At 44.7% G+C, this 22614-nt stretch carries 18 protein-coding genes and 1 pseudogene; 11 read left to right on the top strand and 8 right to left on the bottom strand.

Annotated features, from left to right (window positions below):
* The first annotated feature begins 9 nt into the window (after positions 1 to 9).
* The 4 genes from fadA (at position 10) to EXU30_RS10405 (ending at position 5586) form a co-directional block, all read left to right on the top strand.
* Positions 10 to 1179 (top strand): acetyl-CoA C-acyltransferase FadA, encoded by a 1170-nt coding sequence (fadA, locus tag EXU30_RS10420; protein ID WP_130599812.1) that lies wholly within the window; start codon positions 10 to 12, stop codon positions 1177 to 1179.
* A 277-nt stretch (positions 1180 to 1456) separates the two neighbouring features.
* On the top strand, positions 1457 to 1702 hold the full coding sequence (gene tusA / locus EXU30_RS10415; RefSeq protein ID WP_130599810.1) for a sulfurtransferase TusA: 246 nt from the start codon (positions 1457 to 1459) through the stop codon (positions 1700 to 1702).
* A gap of 1 nt (position 1703) precedes the next feature.
* Positions 1704 to 2144 (top strand): MOSC domain-containing protein, encoded by a 441-nt coding sequence (locus EXU30_RS10410; protein WP_130599808.1) that lies wholly within the window; start codon positions 1704 to 1706, stop codon positions 2142 to 2144.
* A gap of 262 nt (positions 2145 to 2406) precedes the next feature.
* A complete protein-coding gene (locus tag EXU30_RS10405) occupies positions 2407 to 5586 on the top strand; it encodes an amidohydrolase family protein (RefSeq protein WP_130599806.1) in 3180 nt (1059 codons plus the stop codon).
* Between the two features lie 137 nt (positions 5587 to 5723).
* Here EXU30_RS10405 and EXU30_RS10400 read toward each other — a convergent pair whose 3' ends face one another.
* The gene (locus tag EXU30_RS10400) at positions 5724 to 6299 is read right to left on the bottom strand and encodes a DNA-3-methyladenine glycosylase I (protein WP_130599804.1); all 576 of its coding nucleotides are present in this window, start codon (positions 6297 to 6299) and stop codon (positions 5724 to 5726) included.
* Positions 6300 to 6419: 120 nt separating this feature from the next.
* Between EXU30_RS10400 and glyQ the strand changes: the two genes are divergently transcribed.
* Complete coding sequence (gene glyQ / locus EXU30_RS10395) at positions 6420 to 7325, top strand: glycine--tRNA ligase subunit alpha (RefSeq protein WP_130599802.1); 906 nt, start codon at positions 6420 to 6422, stop codon at positions 7323 to 7325.
* Between the two features lie 21 nt (positions 7326 to 7346).
* Positions 7347 to 9416, top strand: a complete 2070-nt coding sequence (glyS, locus tag EXU30_RS10390) for a glycine--tRNA ligase subunit beta (protein WP_130599800.1) — start codon at positions 7347 to 7349, stop codon at positions 9414 to 9416.
* A 285-nt stretch (positions 9417 to 9701) separates the two neighbouring features.
* Here the strand turns inward: glyS and EXU30_RS10385 are convergent, their stop codons facing one another.
* The 5 genes and pseudogenes from EXU30_RS10385 to dnaA form a co-directional block, all read right to left on the bottom strand.
* Positions 9702 to 10703: an HDOD domain-containing protein gene (locus EXU30_RS10385; protein ID WP_130599798.1), complete on the bottom strand. Its 1002-nt coding sequence runs from the start codon at positions 10701 to 10703 to the stop codon at positions 9702 to 9704.
* Between the two features lie 369 nt (positions 10704 to 11072).
* Positions 11073 to 13493, bottom strand: a complete 2421-nt coding sequence (gyrB, locus tag EXU30_RS10380; protein WP_130599796.1) for a DNA topoisomerase (ATP-hydrolyzing) subunit B — start codon at positions 13491 to 13493, stop codon at positions 11073 to 11075.
* A gap of 15 nt (positions 13494 to 13508) precedes the next feature.
* Positions 13509 to 14590 (bottom strand): annotated as a pseudogene (gene recF / locus EXU30_RS10375) (DNA replication/repair protein RecF).
* Positions 14591 to 14675: 85 nt separating this feature from the next.
* Entirely contained in the window at positions 14676 to 15773 is a 1098-nt protein-coding gene (gene dnaN / locus EXU30_RS10370) for a DNA polymerase III subunit beta (protein ID WP_130599794.1), read from the bottom strand.
* A gap of 19 nt (positions 15774 to 15792) precedes the next feature.
* Complete coding sequence (gene dnaA, locus EXU30_RS10365; RefSeq protein ID WP_130599792.1) at positions 15793 to 17178, bottom strand: chromosomal replication initiator protein DnaA; 1386 nt, start codon at positions 17176 to 17178, stop codon at positions 15793 to 15795.
* 442 nt (positions 17179 to 17620) lie between these two features.
* Between dnaA and rpmH the strand changes: the two genes are divergently transcribed.
* The 5 genes from rpmH (at position 17621) to mnmE (ending at position 21421) form a co-directional block, all read left to right on the top strand.
* Positions 17621 to 17758, top strand: coding sequence for a 50S ribosomal protein L34 (rpmH, locus tag EXU30_RS10360; RefSeq protein ID WP_006083827.1), 138 nt, complete (start codon positions 17621 to 17623; stop codon positions 17756 to 17758).
* Between the two features lie 15 nt (positions 17759 to 17773).
* The gene (gene rnpA / locus EXU30_RS10355) at positions 17774 to 18130 is read left to right on the top strand and encodes a ribonuclease P protein component (protein ID WP_130599790.1); all 357 of its coding nucleotides are present in this window, start codon (positions 17774 to 17776) and stop codon (positions 18128 to 18130) included.
* On the top strand, positions 18097 to 18351 hold the full coding sequence (gene yidD, locus EXU30_RS10350; protein ID WP_130599788.1) for a membrane protein insertion efficiency factor YidD: 255 nt from the start codon (positions 18097 to 18099) through the stop codon (positions 18349 to 18351). Before rnpA ends, yidD begins: the two co-directional genes overlap by 34 nt.
* Before the next feature lie 3 nt (positions 18352 to 18354).
* Positions 18355 to 19980, top strand: coding sequence for a membrane protein insertase YidC (gene yidC / locus EXU30_RS10345; protein ID WP_130599786.1), 1626 nt, complete (start codon positions 18355 to 18357; stop codon positions 19978 to 19980).
* A 79-nt stretch (positions 19981 to 20059) separates the two neighbouring features.
* Positions 20060 to 21421, top strand: a complete 1362-nt coding sequence (gene mnmE / locus EXU30_RS10340) for a tRNA uridine-5-carboxymethylaminomethyl(34) synthesis GTPase MnmE (RefSeq protein ID WP_130599784.1) — start codon at positions 20060 to 20062, stop codon at positions 21419 to 21421.
* A 135-nt stretch (positions 21422 to 21556) separates the two neighbouring features.
* Here mnmE and EXU30_RS20595 read toward each other — a convergent pair whose 3' ends face one another.
* Positions 21557 to 21967 carry a hypothetical protein gene (locus EXU30_RS20595; protein WP_130599783.1) on the bottom strand — a complete coding sequence of 137 codons (411 nt, stop codon included), beginning with the start codon at positions 21965 to 21967 and terminating at the stop codon, positions 21557 to 21559.
* Between the two features lie 12 nt (positions 21968 to 21979).
* The gene (locus tag EXU30_RS20590) at positions 21980 to 22552 is read right to left on the bottom strand and encodes an NAD(P)H-dependent oxidoreductase (protein ID WP_130599781.1); all 573 of its coding nucleotides are present in this window, start codon (positions 22550 to 22552) and stop codon (positions 21980 to 21982) included.
* Between the last annotated feature and the right edge of the window lie 62 nt (positions 22553 to 22614).

Here is a 22614-nt window from a genome sequence, read left to right as displayed (position 1 = left end):
ATTATCATCATGAAACACGCTGTAATCGTAGATTGTATTCGTACTCCAATGGGCCGCTCTAAGGCTGGAGTATTTAGAAATGTTCGCGCAGAAACCTTGTCTGCCGAGTTAATGAAAGCCCTGCTTTCACGTAACCCACAACTAGACCCAAATGGCATTGAAGATGTTATTTGGGGTTGTGTACAACAAACCCTAGAGCAAGGCTTTAATATTGCTCGTAACGCTGCACTACTAGCTGGCATCCCTAAAACGGCAGGCGCGGTAACGGTTAACCGACTTTGTGGCTCATCTATGGATGCATTGCACCAAGCAACGCGCGCAATTATGACTGGCCAAGGTGACACCTTCATTGTTGGTGGTGTTGAGCATATGGGTCACGTACCTATGAACCATGGTGTCGACTTCCACCCAGGTCTTGCAAACAATGTAGCTAAAGCTTCAGGCATGATGGGCTTAACTGCAGAAATGCTAGGTAAGCTGCACGGCATTAGCCGCGAGCAACAGGATGAGTTTGCAGTACGCTCTCATCAACGCGCTCACGCAGCCACAGTTGAAGGTCGCTTCGCCAAAGAAATCGTCGCGGTTGAAGGTCACGACGAAAACGGTGCGCTTATCAAAGTTGAGCACGATGAGGTTATCCGCCCAGAAACTTCAATGGAGTCGTTATCTGGTTTGCGTCCGGTATTTGACCCAGCAAACGGTACAGTAACAGCAGGTACTTCTTCTGCGCTATCTGACGGCGCATCAGCCATGTTAGTCATGGAAGAAGAAAAAGCACGCGAGCTTGGCCTGCCAATCCGTGCTCGTATCCGCTCTATGGCTGTTGCAGGTTGCGATGCTGCTATTATGGGTTACGGCCCTGTTCCTGCAACACAAAAAGCATTGGCTCGCGCAGGCTTAACCATTGAAGATATGGACGTAATTGAGCTTAACGAAGCATTCGCAGCACAGTCATTACCATGTGTGAAAGACCTTGGATTAATGGATGTGGTTGACGAGAAAGTTAACCTTAACGGTGGTGCAATTGCACTTGGTCACCCACTAGGCTGTTCTGGTACACGTATCTCGACAACGCTAATCAACTTGATGGAAGACAAAGGTGCTAAGCTAGGTCTTGCAACTATGTGTATTGGTTTAGGTCAAGGTATTGCAACTGTATTTGAGCGCGTCGACAACTAAGCAACTCACTCGGCGAAGCTTGGAATTGACCAGCTAAAAAGTAAATCTCAATTTACATTTTATAAAAAGGGCTCTATGAGCCCTTTTTTATTTGTTTTTTAATTTTTCTGCTTTGACTAATGTTCCACGTGGAACATGTTTCATGAAAATTTATTTTCGATTCAAAATTACTGCTAACGCCAAAAATCAATCAATATCACATTAGCTAATACTGAACTTGGCATCCAATAAAGGCAGGCGTAAAATTAACCCAATTTAGTTCACAAGAAGTATTCGCATGTCTGACACATTTGAGCAAGCTAACCATCAACTCGACGCCTTGGGTTTACGTTGCCCTGAACCGGTAATGATGATCCGTAAAACCGTGAGAAAAATGGCTGACGGTGAAACCCTATTGATCATTGCCGATGACCCAGCAACCACCCGCGACATTCCTAGCTTTTGTGAATTTATGGATCATACACTGGTATCAAGCGAAACCAGCGAGACACCTTATCGCTATCTTTTGAAAAAAGGACTTTAACATGCCAACACTGACAGGGATTGCATACAAAGATAAAAAGCGTGGGCCAATGCACGAGCTTGACTCTGTAAAAGTCACGCTTGAGAGTGGCGTCGCCAATGATATATTTGGTCGCCCAGGCAAACGCCAAGTTACCCTTTTATCTTCAGCTCAATGGCAGCAAGCCTGCAGTGAAATAGCACAAGACCTCAATTGGCTTACACGTCGTGCCAATCTATTAGTTGATGGCTACCAATTTAGTGCTGCCGATGTAGGTAAAACAGTTCGTATCGGCGCCCAGTTACAGCTTGAAATTACTGGCGAGACTGACCCTTGCGCTAAAATGGAACAAGCCGTAGCTGGCTTGGAGGCTGCCTTAACACCCGAATGGCGTGGCGGTGTTACTGCTAAGGTAGTCAATGCTGGTGAAATTTGCATTAAGGATACCGTCAGCATCCTATAGGCTCACGCTCCTTATGAGCTGTTATAACTAACTCTACAGCCCAGCACTATATTGCTGGGCTTTTTTATCACCAGCTAACGGATATTCCTCAGGTCAAATCTGTCAATTCAAACGTACGAATCACACCTACATACTGTCATAAAAAGAAACAGAAAAAGGCTACCGTTTAACCAAGGTTTGTGAGATAACTTCAAGCTGATCCACATGAGCTGCAATGGCTCACACCGCGAATTCCAATACAACCAACAATAATGGAAACAGCATGTTTACTCGAAAACTAACCCCTATATATACAGCTGTGGCGCTGTCACTTGGTTTAGCTGCCAATGTTACAGCCGAGGAAGAAAAGACTGGCTGGCAAGTTAACGCCCCGGCACAAGCACCTTTAAGCAAGATTGATATCAATGTCACCGAAGGCACCTGGATGAACGTAAGCGTTTCACCAGATGGCAAAAATATCGTATTCGACCTACTAGGCGATATTTACCAGATGCCAATTTCAGGTGGTGAAGCCAAGCCATTAGTTACAGGTATAGCCTGGCAAATGCAACCTGTGTACAGCCCTGACGGTAAGTACATCGCCTTTACATCTGACGAGGACGGTGGCGACAACATTTGGGTAATGGATGCCGACGGTAGCAATCAAAGAGCTGTCACTAAAGAGACCTTTAGACTACTAAACAGCCCTGCATGGAGCCCTGATTCGCAATATCTTGTTGCGCGTAAGCACTTTACCGCTAGCCGCTCACTCGGTGCTGGCGAAGTGTGGATGTATCATGTTGCTGGTGGTGAAGGCGTTAAGTTAACCGAGCGTCCTAATGATCAGAAAGACTTAGGCGAACCAGCCTACTCGCCAGACGGTCGGTACATTTACTTTAGCCAAGATGCGACACCCGGTAAAACCTTCCACTACTCAAAGGACTCGGTCAAAGGTATCTACAAGATCAAACGCTACGATACCCAAACCGGCGATATTAAAGTGCTGGTTCAAGGCACTGGTGGCGCGATTCGCCCTACGCCAAGTCCTGATGGTGAGAAGCTTGCTTACATTAAACGTGACGGCTTCCAATCAACCTTATACCTGCTTGACTTAAAGTCAGGTGAACAAACGAAGCTCTACGATAAGTTAGACCGTGACATGCAAGAGACCTGGGCTATTCACGGGGTTTACCCGACTATGTCCTGGACTCAAGATAACGAAGATATTGTGTTTTGGGCCGGCGGTAAAATCAACCGCTTAAACGTTGAAGATAAAACGGTAACAGATATTCCATTCGCGGTGAAGACTCAGTTAGATGTGCAACCATCGGTTCGCTTCACCCAAAACCTCGATCAAGATGAATTTGACGTTAAGATGCTGCGTATGGCGCAGGTATCTCCTAACGGCGAAAAAGTAGTATTCGAAGCGCTGGGTAAACTTTGGATCCGCGATATTAAAGACGGTAAGCAAAAGCGCTTAACCCGTCTCAGCGATAACGTTAATGAGCTATTCCCACAATGGTCACGTGACGGCAAGAAAATCGTCTTTACCACCTGGAATGACCAAGATCAAGGTAGCGTGCGTATTGTTAGTGCACGCGGTGGCAAGAGCAAAAAGCTCACCCAAGAGCCGGGTAAATATGTAGAAGCGACCTTCTCACCTGATGGCAAGACGATCGTCTATCGCAAGGCACGCGGCGGATATGTTACGCCAAGAACCTGGTCACAAGAGCCTGGTTTATATAAGGTCGACGTAAAAGGTAAACGCAATGAGTTCATCACGCCTTATGGTTACCAACCTCAGTTTGGAGCCAGCAATGAGCGCGTCTACTTTATGGATCATGGTGAAACACCAGAACTATCTTCGATAGGCCTTAATGGTCATGAAATGCGTACTCACTACACCAGCAGACATGCAACTGAGTTTAGGGTTTCGCCAGATGGTGAACACCTGGCATTTGCGGAGCGTTTCCGTGTATATGTAACGCCATTCGCTAAGCATGGTGAAACCATCAATATTGGCCCGAAAGCCAACAACCTACCTGTTACTCAGTTAAGTGTACGCGCAGGTGAAAGCATTAGTTGGAATGGTGACAGTGACTCGCTTTACTGGACGCTTGGCCCTGAGCTTTATCAAGCTGATATTGATACCAAGTATGCTAAAACCGAAACTGAAGTTGAGCCTAAGATAACTGATATTGGCTTTAAAGCTGATGCAGATGTTCCACGTGGAACAGTTGCTTTTGTTGGTGGCAATGTCATCACCATGGACAACGACAAAGTCATCGAAAATGGTGTAGTGATAGTTAAAGACAACAAGATTGCAGTTGTCGGCGACGCAAATACTGAAGTACCAAACGGTGCCCAGGTTATCGATATTTCAGGCAAGTCAATTATGCCAGGTTTATTCGATGCTCATGCTCACGGCGGCCAAGCAGACGATGAAATCATCCCACAGCAAAACTGGATGCTTTATTCAGGCTTATCACTAGGTGTTACATCGATCCATGACCCATCAAACGATACGACTGAAATCTTCGCTGCTTCTGAGCAGCAAAAAGCCGGCAATATTGCAGGGCCACGCATCTTCTCTACAGGTACCATCTTGTACGGTGCAAACGCTCCAGGCTATACCTCACACGTAGATTCACTTGATGATGCTAAGTTCCATCTTGAACGCCTCAAGAAAGTGGGTGCATTTAGCGTTAAGAGTTACAACCAACCACGTCGTAATCAACGCCAACAAGTCATTCAAGCTGCACGCGAGCTTGAAATGATGGTAGTGCCAGAAGGCGGCAGTCTGCTTCAGCACAACCTAACAATGATTGCAGACGGTCATACTACGCTAGAACATTCGCTACCTGTTGGTGCTATTTATAGCGACATCAAGCAAATGTGGCGCCAAACCGAAGTTGCTTACACACCAACCCTAGTTGTAGCGTACGGCGGTATTTCGGGTGAACACTACTGGTACGACAAAACAGACGTATGGGCTCATCCTCGTCTAAGTAAATACGTACCAAGCGACATGCTCAACGCACGTTCAATGCGTCGCACTACCGCGCCAGATGGTCACTATAACCACTTCAACGTAGTTCGAGTTGCTAATGAGCTAAAAGAAGAAGGTATTATTGCCAACATTGGTGCTCATGGTCAGCGTGAAGGTTTAGCAGCACATTGGGAAATGTGGATGTTTGCCCAGGGCGGCATGAGCAATATGGAAGTGCTTAAAACAGCCACTATCAACCCAGCGAAAACCTTTGGTATGGATCATCAGCTTGGTTCTATCACACAAGGCAAGCTAGCGGACCTAATCGTGATTGACGGTAACCCACTAGAAGATATTCGTGTGACAGATAAAGTGACCTACACAATGGTGAACGGTAAGCTTTATGACTCAGAAACGATGAATCAGCTAAATGGCGATAAGCGCGAGCGCGAACTATTCTTCTTCGAAAAGTAAGCCAATTTGCCAAAACCTTTAGCTTCTAGGTTTTAATTTAGAATCTAGAGTTGTGCGATAAAAAGGAAAAAAGGGTGTTCCACGTGGAACACCCTTTTCTATTTTACAAGGCACCAAATGTTGATCGAGTATAAATATTATTTAGGATTTAAATCTTTGCCGTAGAGAAAGCAATCCTGAGTATGATCATTGACCATGCCAACGGCCTGCATAAACGCATAGCAAATTGTAGGGCCCACAAAATTAAACCCGAGCTTTTTAAGCGCCTTTGACATAGCTTCAGACTCAGGCGTTTGCGCAGGTAACTCTTCCATAGAAGCGAAATTATTAATCTTAGGTTGTCCGCCAACAAAGCCCCATAAGAATTCGTTAAAGTCATTACCCTCGGCTTCAAACTTAAGTAAAGCCTTAGCATTGCGAATAATCGAATTAACCTTAAGCCGGTTACGCACAATACCTGGATCTAGCAATAACTGCTCTACTTTGTTTTCATCGTAAGTAGCAATAACCTTGGCATCAAAGTTAGCAAATAAACGCTCGTAATTAGCCTGCTTCTTTAAAATGGTAATCCAGGATAAACCCGCTTGCTGACCATCAAGGCACAGCTTGGCAAATAACTCCTGCGAGTCATATACAGGTCGCCCCCAAACCTCATCATGGTATTGCTGGTAAACAGGGTCGTCACCACACCACTTGCAGCGCTCAATATCCATAATCTGTGCTCATTAGTAATTTTGCTATGTACGCTAAAAAATAACCTACATAAGCGCGGATCTACAAGGTATAATCAACAACATTTTCCTATATTAGCCTTAACCAGTAGATAAGCGGACATGACGACGAAACACGACGTAAAAACATTCCAGGGCTTTATTATGACCCTACAGGAATACTGGGCGCAGCAAGGTTGCGCAATCGTACAACCATTAGATATGGAAGTCGGTGCGGGTACATTCCACCCGATGACATTTTTACGTTCATTAGGCCCAGAGCCAATGAGCAGTGCTTATGTACAGCCTTCTCGTCGCCCAACCGATGGCCGCTATGGTGACAACCCTAACCGCCTGCAACACTACTACCAATTCCAGGTGGTATTGAAGCCATCACCAGACAATATTCAAGAGTTATACCTAGGCTCACTTGAAGCTTTGGGTATCGATATGAATGTACACGATGTACGTTTTGTAGAAGACAACTGGGAGTCACCAACACTAGGTGCTTGGGGCCTTGGCTGGGAAGTATGGCTAAACGGCATGGAAGTATCTCAGTTTACTTACTTCCAGCAAGTAGGTGGCCTCGAGTGTAACCCAGTGACAGGTGAAATCACTTATGGTCTAGAGCGTCTTGCTATGTACATTCAAGAAGTTGACAGCGTTTACGATCTTGTGTGGACTGATGGGCCAATGGGCAAAGTGATGTACGGCGATATCTTCCACCAGAACGAAGTGGAGCAATCGACCTACAACTTTGAACACGCCAATGTTGAAGTACTATTTAAACAATTTGAAGATTGTGAACAAGCTTGCCAACACCTACTTGGTTTAGAAAAGCCACTACCACTGCCAGCATACGAACAAGTAATGAAAGCGTCTCACGCATTCAACCTTCTTGATGCGCGCCATGCAATTTCGGTAACCGAGCGCCAACGCTATATTCTCCGTGTTCGCACCATGGCAAAAGGCGTCGCTGAAGCCTACTATGCAGCCCGTGAAGCGCTTGGCTTCCCAATGTGTAAATAGAGTAAGTAGAGGTATAACTAAATGAAATTTGAAAACTTACTCATTGAAGTGGGTACAGAAGAACTGCCACCAAAAGCACTACGTAAGCTTGCTGAATCTTTAGTGGCTAACTTTAGCGATGAATTAAAAAAAGCCGAGCTAAGCTTTGAAAAAGCTAGCTGGTATGCGGCGCCGCGCCGCCTAGCGCTTTACATCGAACAACTCGCTGTAGCGCAAGCGGACAAGGTAGTTGAAAAACGTGGTCCTGCTATTGCACAAGCATTTGATGCAGATGGTAACCCAACCAAAGCTGCTATGGGCTGGGCTCGCGGTAACGGTATTAGCGTTGACCAGGCTGAGCGTCTAACAACAGATAAAGGCGAATGGTTACTACACAAGGCACAAGTTGTTGGTGCAGAGACGAAAACGCTAGTGGCTGACATGGCACAAAAAGCCTTAGACAAGCTACCTATTCCTAAGCCAATGCGCTGGGGTGCTAACAAGACACAATTTATCCGCCCGGTTCACACCATTACTATGTTACTTGGTGATGAACTGATTGAAGGCGAAATTCTAGGTATTAAGTCGGCGCGTACTATTCGCGGCCACCGCTTCATGGGCGTAGACACCTTTGAACTAAGCCATGCAGACAACTACCTCACCGAGCTTGAACAGCAAGGTAAAGTGATTGCCGATTATGAGCGCCGTAAGACCCTTATCAAAGCTGATGCGGAAGCTGCGGCCAAACAAATTGGCGGCGTTGCTGAGCTTGAAGATGAGTTACTAGAGGAAGTCGCTTCTTTGGTTGAGTGGCCTGTTGTACTCACAGCAAACTTCGAAGACAAGTTCCTAGATGTGCCAGCAGAAGCACTGGTTTACACCATGAAAGGTGACCAAAAGTACTTCCCAGTATTTGATGCTAACGGCAAACTGCTGCCTAACTTCATCTTTGTGACTAACATTGAGTCAAAAGATCCTCAGCAAATTATTGCCGGTAACGAGAAGGTTGTTCGCCCTCGCCTAGCCGATGCTGAATTCTTCTTCGACACTGACAAAAAGCACACCTTAGAGTCGCGTTTAACCAGCTTAGAAACTGTGGTGTTCCAAAAGCAACTTGGTACGATTAAAGACCGTGTTGAGCGCATTTCTGAACTGGCAGCTTACATCGCAACTGAAATAAAAGCCGATGCAGAGCAAGCTAAACGTGCAGGTCTATTGTCGAAGTCTGACTTGATGACCAACATGGTAATGGAGTTTACCGACCTACAAGGCACCATGGGCATGCACTATGCTCGTTTAGATGGTGAAGCCGAAGCAGTTGCCGTTGCGCTAGCAGAGCAATACAAGCCTAAATTCTCTGGCGATACAGTACCAACTGCGCCGATTTCAATGTGTGTAGCGCTAGCTGAAAAGCTAGATACACTAGTGGGTATTTTCGGTATTGGCCAGGCTCCGAAAGGCGCTGCTGACCCATTCGCCCTGCGCCGCGCAGCAATCGGTATTTTACGTATCTGTTTAGAGAACAACTTACCGCTAGATCTAGTTGACCTTATTGCTAAAGCACAAGCACTACACGGTGATAATCTAAGTAATGCAGATGTCGCTGAACAAGCGCTTGAATTCTTTATGGGCCGCTTCCGCGCTTGGTATCAAGATCAAGGTGTTAGCGTCGACGTTATCTTAGCCGTACTTGCACGTCGCCCTACATCACCAGCTGATTTTGAAAGCCGCATTAAGGCTGTTGCTCACTTTAGAACGCTAGAGCAAGCGTTAGCGCTCGCTGCAGCTAACAAACGTGTGTCTAACATTCTTGCTAAAGTTGAAGGTAGTGTAGCTGCTGAAATTAACAATGAACTACTCGTTGAAGACGCTGAAAAAGCACTGGCAGCCAAGCTGGCTGAGCTACAACCTCAGTTAGCACCATTATTTGCTGATGCTAAGTACCAGGAGTCATTAGCACTGCTAGCGGGTCTGCGCGATGCAGTAGATAACTTCTTTGAAGATGTAATGGTAATGGCTGACGATGAAGCGCTTAAGCAAAACCGTTTAGCACTATTGAGCAAATTGCGTGAGCAATTCCTGCATACTGCAGATATCTCGCTACTTCAGTAAGCAATTAACTGAAAGCAAACAAAAAAGCCGCTATCAAGCGGCTTTTTTATTATTAATCAGAATGTTAGTGAACCTGAGCTCTGGATAAGGAAGTGCCAATAACTCTCTAGGCCAGAGTTATACCTTCCATTATGTTTCTAGCGAGATAGTTTTTGTGTAGTTCAAGGCGAAGCTACGCGTCAATAGCTAGCCTATTGCAAGTAGCTTCAACGCCCTCTTTTTACTAAGAGACGGGCAAAAATAGCCGTTAGAAACCGATTTATTATCCAGAGTTCAGGTTAGTTATTAAAACTCGATTAGTTTTTGATGTAGTTGCTCAAATGCGTCAGTATCTAAGCCCACGCTTTGCATAAGTCCCTCTAACGCCTCGCCAGACAACTTGTTTGCCTGACGCAGCATAGAACACTCACTAATGATATTTGCTTGCCAAATTACTCTAGCGAGCCCCTGCTGCGGCACATTATTTGTATTGGCAAGTAATGCCAGGTTCTTAGCAAATGAGATAGGTAGCTGCCACTCTCTTGCTAACAAAGCACTAAGCGTTAACGACTTAGTGGTCATCACCTGACTAAACAATAACGACCTTGGTTGTTCACCGGGTTCGGCTTGATGGAAGGCATCGATAAGTAATTTGAAGATGGCAATTTTGCCAACATCATGCAGCAATCCAAGCAAAAACGCCGACTCGTTGTCTTCCTCGGCAAGTTCACTGGCGAGAAATGCCACCTGCATCGAGTGACGCCAAATTTCAGCACCAAAACGGCGAAAATAAATAGGCTTAATGTCGATCATCTCGCGCGATAAACTCGCAGTAACAAAGCGGCGTAACTGCACCCTACCAAGTTGTACCAATGCTTGCTGCAAGTTAGTAATGTCACTATCACTGCGTCTAAATGCTGGCGAGTTACACAGCTTAAGCACTTCGACACTTAATAGTGGATCTTGCTCAATTAACGCTAGTACTTCCTTAGTATCGATGTCTTCATTGGCCAGCTTTTTATCAAGCTCTATAATTTTACTCGGCAGTTTAAGCGTGGTATCGGCAATGCACTTAACTGAGCTAAGCGCTGCCTCTATCTCTCCCATCACCTTACGCTCTAGATTATTAGCCGTGCCACCAGCAGACTCAGCTTGCTGTGAGAACAGCAAACCATAAAACAATGCAGATAAATCAACTTCGGCAGCTTTTTGCTCCGGTGCTTTGGTGATAGGGGCTTTGGCAATAGGTGTTTGGGCTAATTGAGGTGAGGGGGTTGACTGTGAAGCAGGTGCTGGTGACTTACGCATCTGCACATTACTTGGTCTAGATTGCGCTATTTTAGCCTGTCTTTTGGCAGCCGCAGAGGTCCCGGTAAACTTTGCTTGCTGCTGTTTATCCCGGATATTAAATACTTTTTTAAATAAGCCAACGACCACGTTACTACGACCTTATAAAACAGCGAACCATCCTGTCTATTTTACTACTGAAACAGGCGATTCGCAGTAGTTTATAGATTGAGCAAAAACAAAAAAGGCACCTGAAGGTGCCTTTTGTTAACTAGATCTCGTTAGTAAATATCATTAAACTTTTGAATTTAATAACCTTTTAGTTTGTGGGTGATTAACTTAAATTTTTATGTCATTCACCCGCTAAAAATCACTAGTTGTGTAGATGTATTACACGTCTAGGTTAGCAACGTTTAGTGCGTTGGTTTCGATAAAGTCACGACGTGGCTCAACCTGATCACCCATTAGCGTAGTAAATAGCTGGTCTGCAGCTACTGCATCTTCAACCGTTACTCGTAACATGCGGCGCGTTTCAGGGTCCATTGTGGTTTCCCAAAGCTGCTCTGGGTTCATCTCACCCAGTCCTTTATAGCGCTGGATGTATAAACCACGGTTTGCTTCATTCATCGTCCACTCTAGTGCTTCAACAAAGCTGGTGACTTCTTTAACACGCTCACCACGTTGTACATAACCGCCCTCTTCAACCAGACCATTAATCGCTGCGCCAAGTTTGGCAATGTGCTCATAATCAGCAGAGGTAAAGAAGTCATAACCAAATAGGTAACTGGTGTCGATACCATGCTTACGAATGGTCAGGCTAGGTGCATAAACATTACGCTCAGGATCATGTGTAACCTCAACCGAGTACAGCACACCATCAGTTTCACGTTCAGTTAAGTCAGCAACAAAGGCTTCGGCCCATGCTTTCATTGCCGCTTCATCAGCTAACATTTCAGCGGTCACACCTGGGTGATATAGCATGCGATCAGTCAGGTTAGTTGGGTAGCGCTTTTCTAAACGGCTAATAATCGCTTCCACTTCACGGTACTGATTAACCAAACGCTCTAGTGGCTCACCTGACATACCAGGCGCACCTTGGCTTGGATAGATATGAGTGTTATCTAAAGCTTGTGTAGTTAGGTATTCAGTGAGTGCAGCTTCATCTTTCAGATACTGCTCTTGCTTACCTTTCTTCACTTTAAATAGCGGTGGCTGTGCAATATAAACAAAACCGCGCTCAATTAGCTCAGGCATTTGACGGAAGAAGAAGGTCAACAGCAAGGTACGAATGTGCGAGCCGTCGACGTCAGCATCGGTCATGATAATGATGTTGTGGTAGCGAGTTTTCTCTGGGTCGTACTCATCACGACCAATACCACAACCAAGTGCGGTAATAAGCGTTGCCACTTCTTGAGACGACAACATCTTATCGAAACGTGCTTTCTCTACGTTTAGAATTTTACCTTTCAGTGGCAGAATAGCTTGGTTCTTACGGTTACGACCCTGCTTAGCACTACCGCCCGCAGAGTCACCCTCCACTATGTAAATTTCTGAAAGACCCGGGTCTTTCTCTTGGCAGTCAGCTAGTTTTCCTGGCAAACCACCTAGGTCTAATGCGCCTTTACGACGGGTCATTTCACGGGCTTTACGCGCCGCTTCACGGGCCTTAGCTGCATCAACAATTTTTTGAACCACTAACTTAGCGTCAGTAGGGTTTTCCAATAGGTAATCGTTTAGCTTCTCACCCATGGTTTGCTCAACAGCACCTTTTACTTCACTAGAAACTAGCTTGTCTTTGGTTTGTGAGCTGAATTTTGGATCAGGTACTTTAACCGAAATAACGGCAGTAAGACCTTCACGAGCATCATCACCACTAGCACTAGTCTTGCCCTTCTTATTGTAACCTTCTCGCTCCATATAGTTGTTTAGGTTACGAGTCAGTGCTCCACGGAAGCCCGCTAGGTGAGTACCACCATCGCGCTGTGGGATGTTGTTGGTGAAACAGAAGATATTTTCTTGATAACCATCATTCCATTGCATCGCTACTTCAACAGTAATACCGTCTTCACGTTCATGCTGGAAATGGAAGATATCTTTGTTTACAGGAGTTTTGTTGTTATTAAGGTATTCAACGAAAGCACTGATACCACCTTTATAACGGAAAAACTCATTGCGCTCTTCTTCGCGCTCATCGACTAAACGAATACCAACACCTGAGTTAAGAAAAGATAACTCGCGAACGCGCTTAGCCAGAATGTCGAAGTGGAATAATGTGTCAGAGAAAGTCTCTTTGCTCGGCCAGAAACGAATGCTGGTACCGGTTTTATCCGTGTCACCTACAGGCTTAATTGGCTCCTGCGGTACACCCATATCATAAAACTGCTCGTAAACTTTACCGTCACGGCGAATAGTCATTTGTAGTTTTTCAGATAGCGCGTTTACTACCGAAACACCTACACCGTGAAGACCACCAGAAACCTTGTACGAGTTGTCGTCGAACTTACCACCAGCATGCAGTACCGTCATAATAACTTCTGCTGCTGACACCCCTTCTTCAGGGTGAATTTCAACTGGAATACCACGACCATCATCTTGTACAGAAACAGAGCCATCAGCATGAATAGTGATGGTGATTTCGTTACAGTGACCTGCTAGCGCTTCGTCGATAGAGTTATCGACCACTTCAAATACCATGTGGTGTAAGCCGGTGCCGTCATCGGTGTCACCGATATACATACCAGGTCTTTTACGTACCGCATCAAGGCCTTTTAGTACCTTAATGCTGGAAGAATCGTAACTATTCTCTGACATATTTCTCTCTCGTTGTTATTCAATAACCGCTATCTTGCCGTGTTCCACATGAAACATCCTGTCGGGCGGGCTAGATAACGAATCGACTATTGCTGCAGGGTCAATGGCGGTCACAAAAATCTGTGCTCCGGTTTCCGTTAACTGTTTCAGCAATAGCTGCCTATGCTTTGCATCCAACTCAGACGGTAAGTCGTCCACCAAATAAATGCTGTTTTTATTGAGTTGTTGTTTCAGCAACTTTCCCTGTGCAATACGCAGTGCACAGACTAATAATTTTAATTGTCCTCGGGACAAGGCATCTTGAGCCGGCAAGCTTCCCACCCGTAAACGCAAGTCTGCTTTATGGGGCCGCCTCCAGTAAAACCAGAGGCTAAATCGCGTGGATATTGGTTCTCAAGATGTTGCAAATACTCCGTTTTGCTATCCCATCCTCGGGTGAATGAAACCTTTAAATCTACCTGAGGTAAAAACTCTTCGATTATACCCTTTAGTAGCGCATTTAACGAGTCTACATATCGATTTCGTATCTCAGTGACCACCTCAGCATAGCGCACCAATTCTGTATCCCAAAATTGGATATTTGCATAGGGTGTTTCGCTCTTAAGGAGTTGATTACGCTGCTTTAAAATTCGCCTTGTATTAGCCCAGGCCAAATGAAAATTAGGATCACAATGAAATGCGCCCCAATCAATAAACTGCCGCCTTGATTTTGGGCCTTCAAAAAGCAAAGAAAAACTTTCTGGCGTGATAACTTGAATGGGTAAGGCTTCGGCTAGCGTCGACAAGCGCTTAATGTTCTCGCCATTGATTTTGACATCAATATCACCACTGCGGCTACGACGTAAACCTAACTTTGTTTGCCGAGTTCCGCGCTCAAGCATAGCAAACAAAGTGAGATTATCTTGCTCGTTATTAATGACCCTTTGTGACAAATGGCTGCGAAATGAACGCCCCATGCCTAAGAAGAAAATAGCTTCTAATACGCTGGTTTTGCCGCTGCCATTCTCGCCATAGATCAAATTAAGCCCGTCAGCCAATTGCATCTGAGCTGACAAGATATTTCTAAACGAATTGATATTAAGGCGAGTTAAACTCATGAATTCCTACAAACGCGGATAGACAAACAAAAAAGGTGCATCAAGTTATGCACCTTTAGAGATTACCACAATTTAATCTATAGATTTATAATCGCATCGGCATCACCACATACATAGAATCTTCTTCTTTGTGGTTTTCAATTAAGGCACTTGAGTTGCCGTCAATTAAGGTAATGCGCACATCATCGCTGGCAAGGTTGTTAAGCACATCAAGCAGGTAGCTAACGTTAAAGCCAATCTCTAACTCACTACCTTGATAATCAACATCAATGATTTCTTCGGCTTCTTCTTGCTCTGGGTTATTTGCAGTTATCTTCAATAAACCAGGCTCAAGCTGAATACGCACACCGCGGAACTTCTCATTCGATAAAATAGAAGCGCGGGTCAATGCTTGTTTAAATTGATTGCGGCTAGCAACCACAATTTTATCACCGCCTTTTGGTAGTACGCGGCGATAATCAGGGAAACGGCCATCAACTAATTTACTGGTAAATACTGCTGCAGCCGTGGTGGCGCGAATCGCACTGTCACCAATGGCAATGGTAATATCGGCATCTTCAGTATCAAGCAAACGCGCCATTTCAATCACACCTTTGCGCGGAACAATCACTTGCTTCTCTGGCAAAGTGGCTTCAACCATTCGATGGCTTAATGCCAAACGGTGACCATCGGTGGCAATGGCTTTGAGTACATTGCCTTCGGTTTCAAATAACAAACCATTGAGGTAGTAACGTACGTCCTGGTTAGCCATTGAGAACTGAGTTGAATCAATAATCGACTTAAGCACACCTTGCTTGATGCTAAATTCAATCTCAGCCTGAAAGGCCTCAACATTCGGGTACTCTTCAGCAGGTAATGTCGCTAACGAGAAGCGGCTACGACCTGAGCGCAATAACCAACGGTTGTCTTGCTGCTCAACTTTGATTTCAGACTCTGGAAGTGACTTAACAATATCCAACAGCTTTTTAGCAGGAACTGTGGTTCTACCTATTTGAATGTCACCTTGAATAGGTGCATGACCAACCAGCTCGACCTCAAGGTCTGTACCGGTTAGTTTCAGTGAGTGTTCACTCACCTCAACCAATAGGTTGGATAAAATAGGTAGGTTATGACGACGCTCAACCGCGCCGCATACTAGCTGTAAAGGCTTTAATAGGGCATCCCTATCAATTGAAAATTTCATCTATTCCACGTTCCCTGAATTAAGAAGACAGTGTACGAATCAAGTTAGCATAATCTTCTTTAATATCATGACTTTCTTCACGCAGCTGCGCAATCTTGCGGCAAGCGTGCAACACAGTGGTATGGTCGCGACCACCAAAGGCATCACCAATTTCTGGCAGACTTTGGTTAGTTAATTCTTTAGACAATGCCATCGCCACTTGTCGTGGACGTGCCACACTGCGTGAGCGGCGTTTAGATAACATGTCAGCCATCTTGATTTTGTAGTATTCAGCCACTGTTTTCTGAATATTGTCTATAGTGACCAATTTTTCTTGCAGTGCCAAGAGGTCTCTTAGTGCTTCTCGCACAAAATCAATTGTGATTGGGCGGCCAGTGAAATTCGCGTTAGCAATAACGCGGTTTAATGCGCCTTCTAGCTCACGAACATTAGAGCGTAAACGCTTAGCAATAAAGAAGGCCACTTCATCAGGTAAGTTTATGCCGCTCTCTTGGGCTTTACGCATTAAGATGGCAACACGGGTTTCTAACTCAGGTGGCTCAATCGCCACGGTTAAACCCCAACCAAATCGCGATTTAAGACGATCTTCAACGCCGTCGATCTCTTTTGGATAACGGTCTGAAGTTAAGATGATCTGATGATTACCTTCTAATAACGCATTAAAGGTATGGAAGAATTCTTCTTGGGATCTGTCTTTGTTAGCAAAAAACTGAATATCATCAATAAAGAGTGCATCAACACTGCGGTAGTAACGCTTAAAGTCTTCAATGGCATTGTTTTGTAGTGCTTTAACCATGTCCTGAACAAAGCGCTCAGAATGCATGTACACCACTTTCGCATTAGGGTTGTTCTTAATAATGCCATTACCCACTGCATGTAAAAGGTGGGTTTTACCTAAACCTGTGCCGCCATATAAAAATAGTGGGTTATATGCGCCGCCTGGGTTTTCTGCTACTTGCAGCGCTGCAGCCTTACCGAGCTGGTTCGATTTACCTTCAACAAAGTTATCAAACTGGTAAGTTGGATTAATATTACTGCGATGATTAGCATCCGCTAACGGTTCAGCATTGGTATTAAAACGTGGGCCACTGCTGGCGCTTGGGCTAGCAGCAGGCTTACTTGGTGCTTGTGGGGCAGCTGGTCGCGACACAGGGGCTGATGGACGACTACCAATATCAAAGCGCAACTTAGGCGCATCACCGCCCATTTGCTCAGTAAAAAACTGATTAATGCTATTAATGTATTTGTCGCGAACCCAATCTAATACGAAACGGTTTGGGGCATATAACACAAGCGTATCGCCATCCATTTCAGCTTGTAACGGTCGGATCCACATACTAAATTGCTGCGCACTGAGCTCATCTTGCAATCTGCCGATACATTGTTGCCAAAGTGAAACCGCCACTTATTTATCCCCAAATGTTTGATTAAAGGAGGGCTATTCTATAGCGAGATCTGAATGATCGCTATCCTTTATAGAAGAATTATCCCCAGAGCGATCCATTGTATGTGGATATCTAAGATCATTAAAGATCATTTTCGATCCAATTCGCGATAATTTGACGCTGCTTCGGCTTTATTAACCGATCAGCTTTGATCTATAATAGCGCCGCTCTGATCTGCGTTAGCCGCTTATGATCCACAAGATGTAGTGTTAGTTAACAGACTTATCCACACCCTGTGGTGGCAACAACAGATAAGATCCCAATAAGAATAGGTAGAATTTAGCCATAATACTGCTTTGGCTGTTGACGCTGGTAGTTAAAGTGATTACAATTCGGCCTCTTTTTTGCCCTTTGCTCTATTTGAGTTAAAGGTTTACTAACTAACAAAGACGGATTGCCATCATGAGTAAACGTACTTTTCAACCTAGCAACCTGAAGCGCAAGCGTTCTCACGGCTTCCGCGCTCGTATGGCCACTGTTGGCGGCCGTAAGGTTCTTGCACGTCGTCGTGCAAAAGGTCGCGCTCGTTTATCTGCTTAATAAGTAGTTAACTAGGTGACTAGCTATACCTTTGGGCGGGAGTTAAGACTCTTAACTCCCGCACAATTCAAACCCGTATTTACCAACCCCATCAAAGCATCTTCTGCTGAAATTACCCTGCTCGCAATTCCTAATTCAGAGCAAAATCCACGTATCGGTTTAACTGTTGCTAAACGTTTTGTAAAAAACGCCAGTGATCGTAATCGTATCAAGCGAATCATTCGAAGTAGTTTTCGCTTAAATCAGCATGATATTCCCAATCTCGACATAGTCGTCCTTGTGCGAAATGGCGTGGTAGATATGGATAATGCACAACTTCACCGATTGATAGAGAAGCTATGGCGCAAACTCAATCGCCGCTACAATGGTTAGCCACCAAGGCAATTAGAGGCTATCAACTCTTTATCAGCCCTATGCTGGGGCATCGCTGCCGCTTTCATCCAAGTTGTTCACAGTTCGCAATTGAAGCAATTAATCTGCATGGAACCGTAAAAGGTTGTTGGTTTGCAGCCAAACGCATATTAAAATGTCACCCTTTACATCCCGGCGGTAGTGATCCCGTCCCACCAAAAAAAGACAGGTGTAATAAATAAACTATGGAATCTCAACGCAATATTTTGCTTATTGGTCTATTGTTCGTCAGCTTATTGCTGTGGCAACAATGGAATGCCGATCAAGCCCCACAACCAGCACCACAAAGTGCTGCTCAAACAACCTCAGCAGCAAATCATAGTAGTGATGTTCCTGAAGCTGACAGTGTTGGCGTTCCTGCTCAATTACCGCTTGACGCTGATTTCATTTCAATCAAGACAGATACGCTTGATATTAAAATCAATCCTGTTGGTGGTGATATTGTTTACGCTGCGCTACTTGAGCACAAGCGTGAAATCGACCAAGAAGATCCATTTGTTCTACTTGAACAAAACAATGACTTCACTTATATCGCTCAAAGCGGCCTAATTGGTCGTAATGGTATTGATAGTGCTGCAAATGGTCGTCCGCATTACGCAGTATCAGCGGAGTCATTCACCCTTGCTGATGGTCAAGATAGCTTAACTGTACCAATGACTTTCGTTGCTGAAAACGGCGTTAAGTATGTTAAAAGCTTCACCTTTACCCGTGGCCAATATGATGTAAGCGTTGATTTCGAAGTAAACAACACCACTGCTAGCCCGCTGCAAATGCAGATGTATGGTCAAATTAAACAAACCATCCGTCCTTCAGAAAGCAGCATGATGATGCCAACTTATCGCGGCGCGGCTTACTCAACCCAAAATACCCGCTACGAGAAGTATGACTTCGAAGACATGGCGAAAAGTAACCTAAACCAACCAACTCTCGGTGGTTGGGCTGCTATGCTACAACACTACTTTGTATCAGCATGGGTTCCACCAGCAAACGATGCTAACACCATTTTCTCAAGCGTTAGCGCTGGTGGCTTGGCTAATATTGGTTTCCGCGGCGCTATGTATGACATTGCACCTGGTGCTAACCAAAAAATTAGCTCACAGTTCTATGTTGGCCCTAAAGATCAAGAAGCCCTTTCTGCTATCTCAGAGTCTCTTAACCTAGTAGTTGATTATGGTTTCCTATGGTGGCTTGCAATCCCTATCCACTGGTTATTGATGTTCTATCAATCACTGGTAGTTAACTGGGGTATGGCAATTATCTTAATTACGCTAACGGTTCGTGGTTTCCTATACCCACTAACTAAGTCGCAATACACTTCTATGGCGAAGATGCGTAACCTACAGCCGAAACTTGCTGACCTAAAAGAGCGTTACGGTGAAGACCGTCAGAAAATGGGTCAAGCAATGATGGAGCTGTACAAGAAAGAGCAAGTTAACCCTATGGGCGGCTGCTTACCTATCTTGTTCCAAATGCCTATCTTCATTGCCCTATACTGGGTATTGCTAGAAAGCTACGAGCTACGTCATGCACCATTTATGCTTTGGATTGATGACTTATCGGTTCAAGACCCATACTACGTACTTCCACTACTAATGGGTGCGTCTATGTGGTTAATGCAAAAGATGCAGCCAATGGCACCAACCATGGATCCAATGCAAGTGAAAATGATGCAGTGGATGCCAATTATCTTCACAGTATTCTTCCTATGGTTCCCATCAGGTCTAGTACTTTACTGGTTAGTCGGTAACATCGTTGCCATCATCCAGCAGAAGATTATTTATGCCCAGCTGGAGAAAAAAGGCTTAAAATAAGCCTTAGCTCGACCCAGTAAATGATTTAAAGGCGGCTGTTTAGCCGCCTTTTCCTTTGTAAAAATTAACAGGTATTCCAGTGAAAACAGACACTATCGTGGCACAAGCTACCGCCCCTGGACGTGGTGGTGTAGGTATTATTCGTGTTTCAGGCGACCTTGCTAGCAAGGTCGCAGATACTGTTTTAGGCCATATTCCTAAAACGCGCTACGCTGACTACTGCAACTTTAATGCTGCTGATGGCAAGGTTATCGATCAGGGTATCGCGCTATTTTTTAAAGGACCAAACTCATTTACTGGTGAAGATGTACTTGAGCTACAAGGTCACGGTGGGCAAATCGTGCTTGATATGCTGATCAAGCGTGTGCTTGAAGTCGAAGGTGTACGCATAGCTAAACCTGGTGAGTTTAGTGAGCAAGCCTTTATGAACGACAAGCTCGACTTAGCCCAAGCAGAAGCCATTGCTGACTTAATTGATGCCACCAGCGAGCAAGCAGCCAAAAGCGCATTAAACTCGCTGCAGGGTGAGTTCTCAAATGAAGTACACGAACTGGTAGATAAGGTCACTAATCTGCGCCTGTATGTTGAAGCAGCGATTGATTTCCCTGATGAAGAAGTCGACTTCTTATCAGACGGTAAAATTGCTAATGCTCTGTATGCGATTATCGACAAACTTGCCCATGTGCAACAAAGCGCTAAGCAAGGCTCAATCATTCGCGAAGGCATGAAAGTGGTGATTGCTGGTCGCCCAAATGCCGGTAAATCAAGTCTACTTAATGCTTTGGCAGGTAAAGAGTCAGCCATTGTGACTGAAATAGCTGGCACCACACGCGACGTGCTACGTGAACATATTCACCTTGATGGTATGCCGCTGCATATTATTGATACTGCGGGGCTGCGCGACACTTCAGACACTGTCGAGCAAATCGGTATTGAGCGTGCATGGGATGAAATAGCCACCGCCGACCAAGTGTTATTTATGGTTGATGGCACCACCACAGAGGCAATTGACCCACACGATATTTGGCCAGACTTTATTGACCGCTTACCAAAGAATCTAGGCGTGACTGTTGTGCGCAATAAAGCTGACTTAACAGGCGAAGCGTTAGAGCACACCACAGAAAAAGGTAATGAGGTTTATCGCATCTCTGCCAAAACTGGCTTAGGTGTCGATGCCCTTAAGCAACATTTGAAGTCGTTAATGGGTTATCAAAGTAACCTTGAAGGTGGCTTTATTGCCCGTCGTCGCCACTTAGAAGCACTAGATTTAGCCTCAAGCAATTTGCAACTGGGTAAAGAACAACTTGAGGTATTCCAAGCTGGTGAATTGCTTGCTGAAGAGCTACGCATGTGCCAGTTAGCGCTATCTGAAATTACCGGTAAGTTCACCTCAGATGACCTATTAGGTAAGATTTTCAGCTCGTTCTGTATTGGCAAATAGTACTTATTGATCCCAAGATATAGAGCTCGAATACATAAAGTGAGTAAGTACTAACTTTATATTCGCAACTATCCGTACATATCAAAAAAACGCAGCTAACTGGCTGCGTTTTTTTATTGTAAAACCCCAACTGTTCTACAAAGGCATGACCTGATAATCATGGAGTTTAATTTGCCCTTTATCATCTAGGGTTAAACGCCAATACTCAGCCACATCAAGCTCGAATACCTCACCTTTAAATTGCGATGTTTCATAGGTCTGCGCTTCAAGGTGAATTATCAAACTTACCTTATGCTCCCCTTCATTCTCGCCTAACTTAACATCAATTTGCTTAACCAGATGTAAACAGTTGGGTTTGAAATTACTGCGGGCAATTTGATACCAAGCATCAAATCCATCAGGGCCAACAAACTCCCCTTCAGGCATAGCTAAACGTAAATCATCGGCCAAAAACTGTTTAAACCAGGCACTGTCATCAGGTAGCACATCAAAACGCTTAAACCACTGGGCAACAAAAGCTTCAATTAAAGACTTGTGATTTGTCATCTCGGCCTCCACTTATGCGCCTTGCTTAGTTAATTGCTGTAACTGAGTCATCAAGCGATCAGCGTGAACTAAAGCTCGCCCCTGCACCTCATCTAACTCGTTATAAACATTTGGGATATATACCATGCCATGAGAATAAATCGGCTCAACATAGTGCATTTGTGCCAGCATGGCGGTTTGATGTAGCGGCTTCATCAACTGCTCAATGGTAAAATGGTTATAGTCTGTGTCAGTATATGACTCTTCTGGGCCACCCACTGTAAAAGATAAGACCAAATGCTTACCTTTTAACTTGTCGCCTTTTGAGCCATAAGCAAAGTTATAGCTAAACACATCATCAAGCCACTTCTTCAAAAGTGCAGGCATTGAATACCAGTAAAATGGGAATTGCAGCACAACAACATCAGCGCTTTGCAAAGCCGCCTGCTCGGCAGCTACATCAATTTTGTAATCACTACCATAAAGCTTGTCTAAGTAGCGCACCTCAATGTTATCTACACCCTGCTCTAGCTGCTTTAGGATCACAGTGTTAGTGTTTGATGTTGCTAATTCAGGGTGACCAGAAATTACTAATACTTTGCTCATAACCATCTCCAAAAATATTGACTGACACCGTGTTGTTAGTCGAGTGCCTTAAAACTTGTAGC

The sequence above is a fragment of the Shewanella maritima genome (assembly GCF_004295345.1).
Lineage (GTDB): Bacteria > Pseudomonadota > Gammaproteobacteria > Enterobacterales > Shewanellaceae > Shewanella > Shewanella maritima.
This window is presented reverse-complemented; position numbering and strand designations above follow the sequence as displayed.

Coding starts and splice junctions, on each gene's coding strand:
- fadA (WP_130599812.1), top strand. CDS start 10: ATGAAACACGCTGTAATCGTAGATTGTATTCGTACTCCAATGGGCCGC.
- tusA (WP_130599810.1), top strand. CDS start 1,457: ATGTCTGACACATTTGAGCAAGCTAACCATCAACTCGACGCCTTGGGT.
- EXU30_RS10410 (WP_130599808.1), top strand. CDS start 1,704: ATGCCAACACTGACAGGGATTGCATACAAAGATAAAAAGCGTGGGCCA.
- EXU30_RS10405 (WP_130599806.1), top strand. CDS start 2,407: ATGTTTACTCGAAAACTAACCCCTATATATACAGCTGTGGCGCTGTCA.
- EXU30_RS10400 (WP_130599804.1), bottom strand. CDS start 6,299: ATGGATATTGAGCGCTGCAAGTGGTGTGGTGACGACCCTGTTTACCAG.
- glyQ (WP_130599802.1), top strand. CDS start 6,420: ATGACGACGAAACACGACGTAAAAACATTCCAGGGCTTTATTATGACC.
- glyS (WP_130599800.1), top strand. CDS start 7,347: ATGAAATTTGAAAACTTACTCATTGAAGTGGGTACAGAAGAACTGCCA.
- EXU30_RS10385 (WP_130599798.1), bottom strand. CDS start 10,703: ATGCGTAAGTCACCAGCACCTGCTTCACAGTCAACCCCCTCACCTCAA.
- gyrB (WP_130599796.1), bottom strand. CDS start 13,493: ATGTCAGAGAATAGTTACGATTCTTCCAGCATTAAGGTACTAAAAGGC.
- dnaN (WP_130599794.1), bottom strand. CDS start 15,773: ATGAAATTTTCAATTGATAGGGATGCCCTATTAAAGCCTTTACAGCTA.
- rpmH (WP_006083827.1), top strand. CDS start 17,621: ATGAGTAAACGTACTTTTCAACCTAGCAACCTGAAGCGCAAGCGTTCT.
- yidD (WP_130599788.1), top strand. CDS start 18,097: ATGGCGCAAACTCAATCGCCGCTACAATGGTTAGCCACCAAGGCAATT.
- yidC (WP_130599786.1), top strand. CDS start 18,355: ATGGAATCTCAACGCAATATTTTGCTTATTGGTCTATTGTTCGTCAGC.
- EXU30_RS20595 (WP_130599783.1), bottom strand. CDS start 21,967: ATGACAAATCACAAGTCTTTAATTGAAGCTTTTGTTGCCCAGTGGTTT.
- EXU30_RS20590 (WP_130599781.1), bottom strand. CDS start 22,552: ATGAGCAAAGTATTAGTAATTTCTGGTCACCCTGAATTAGCAACATCA.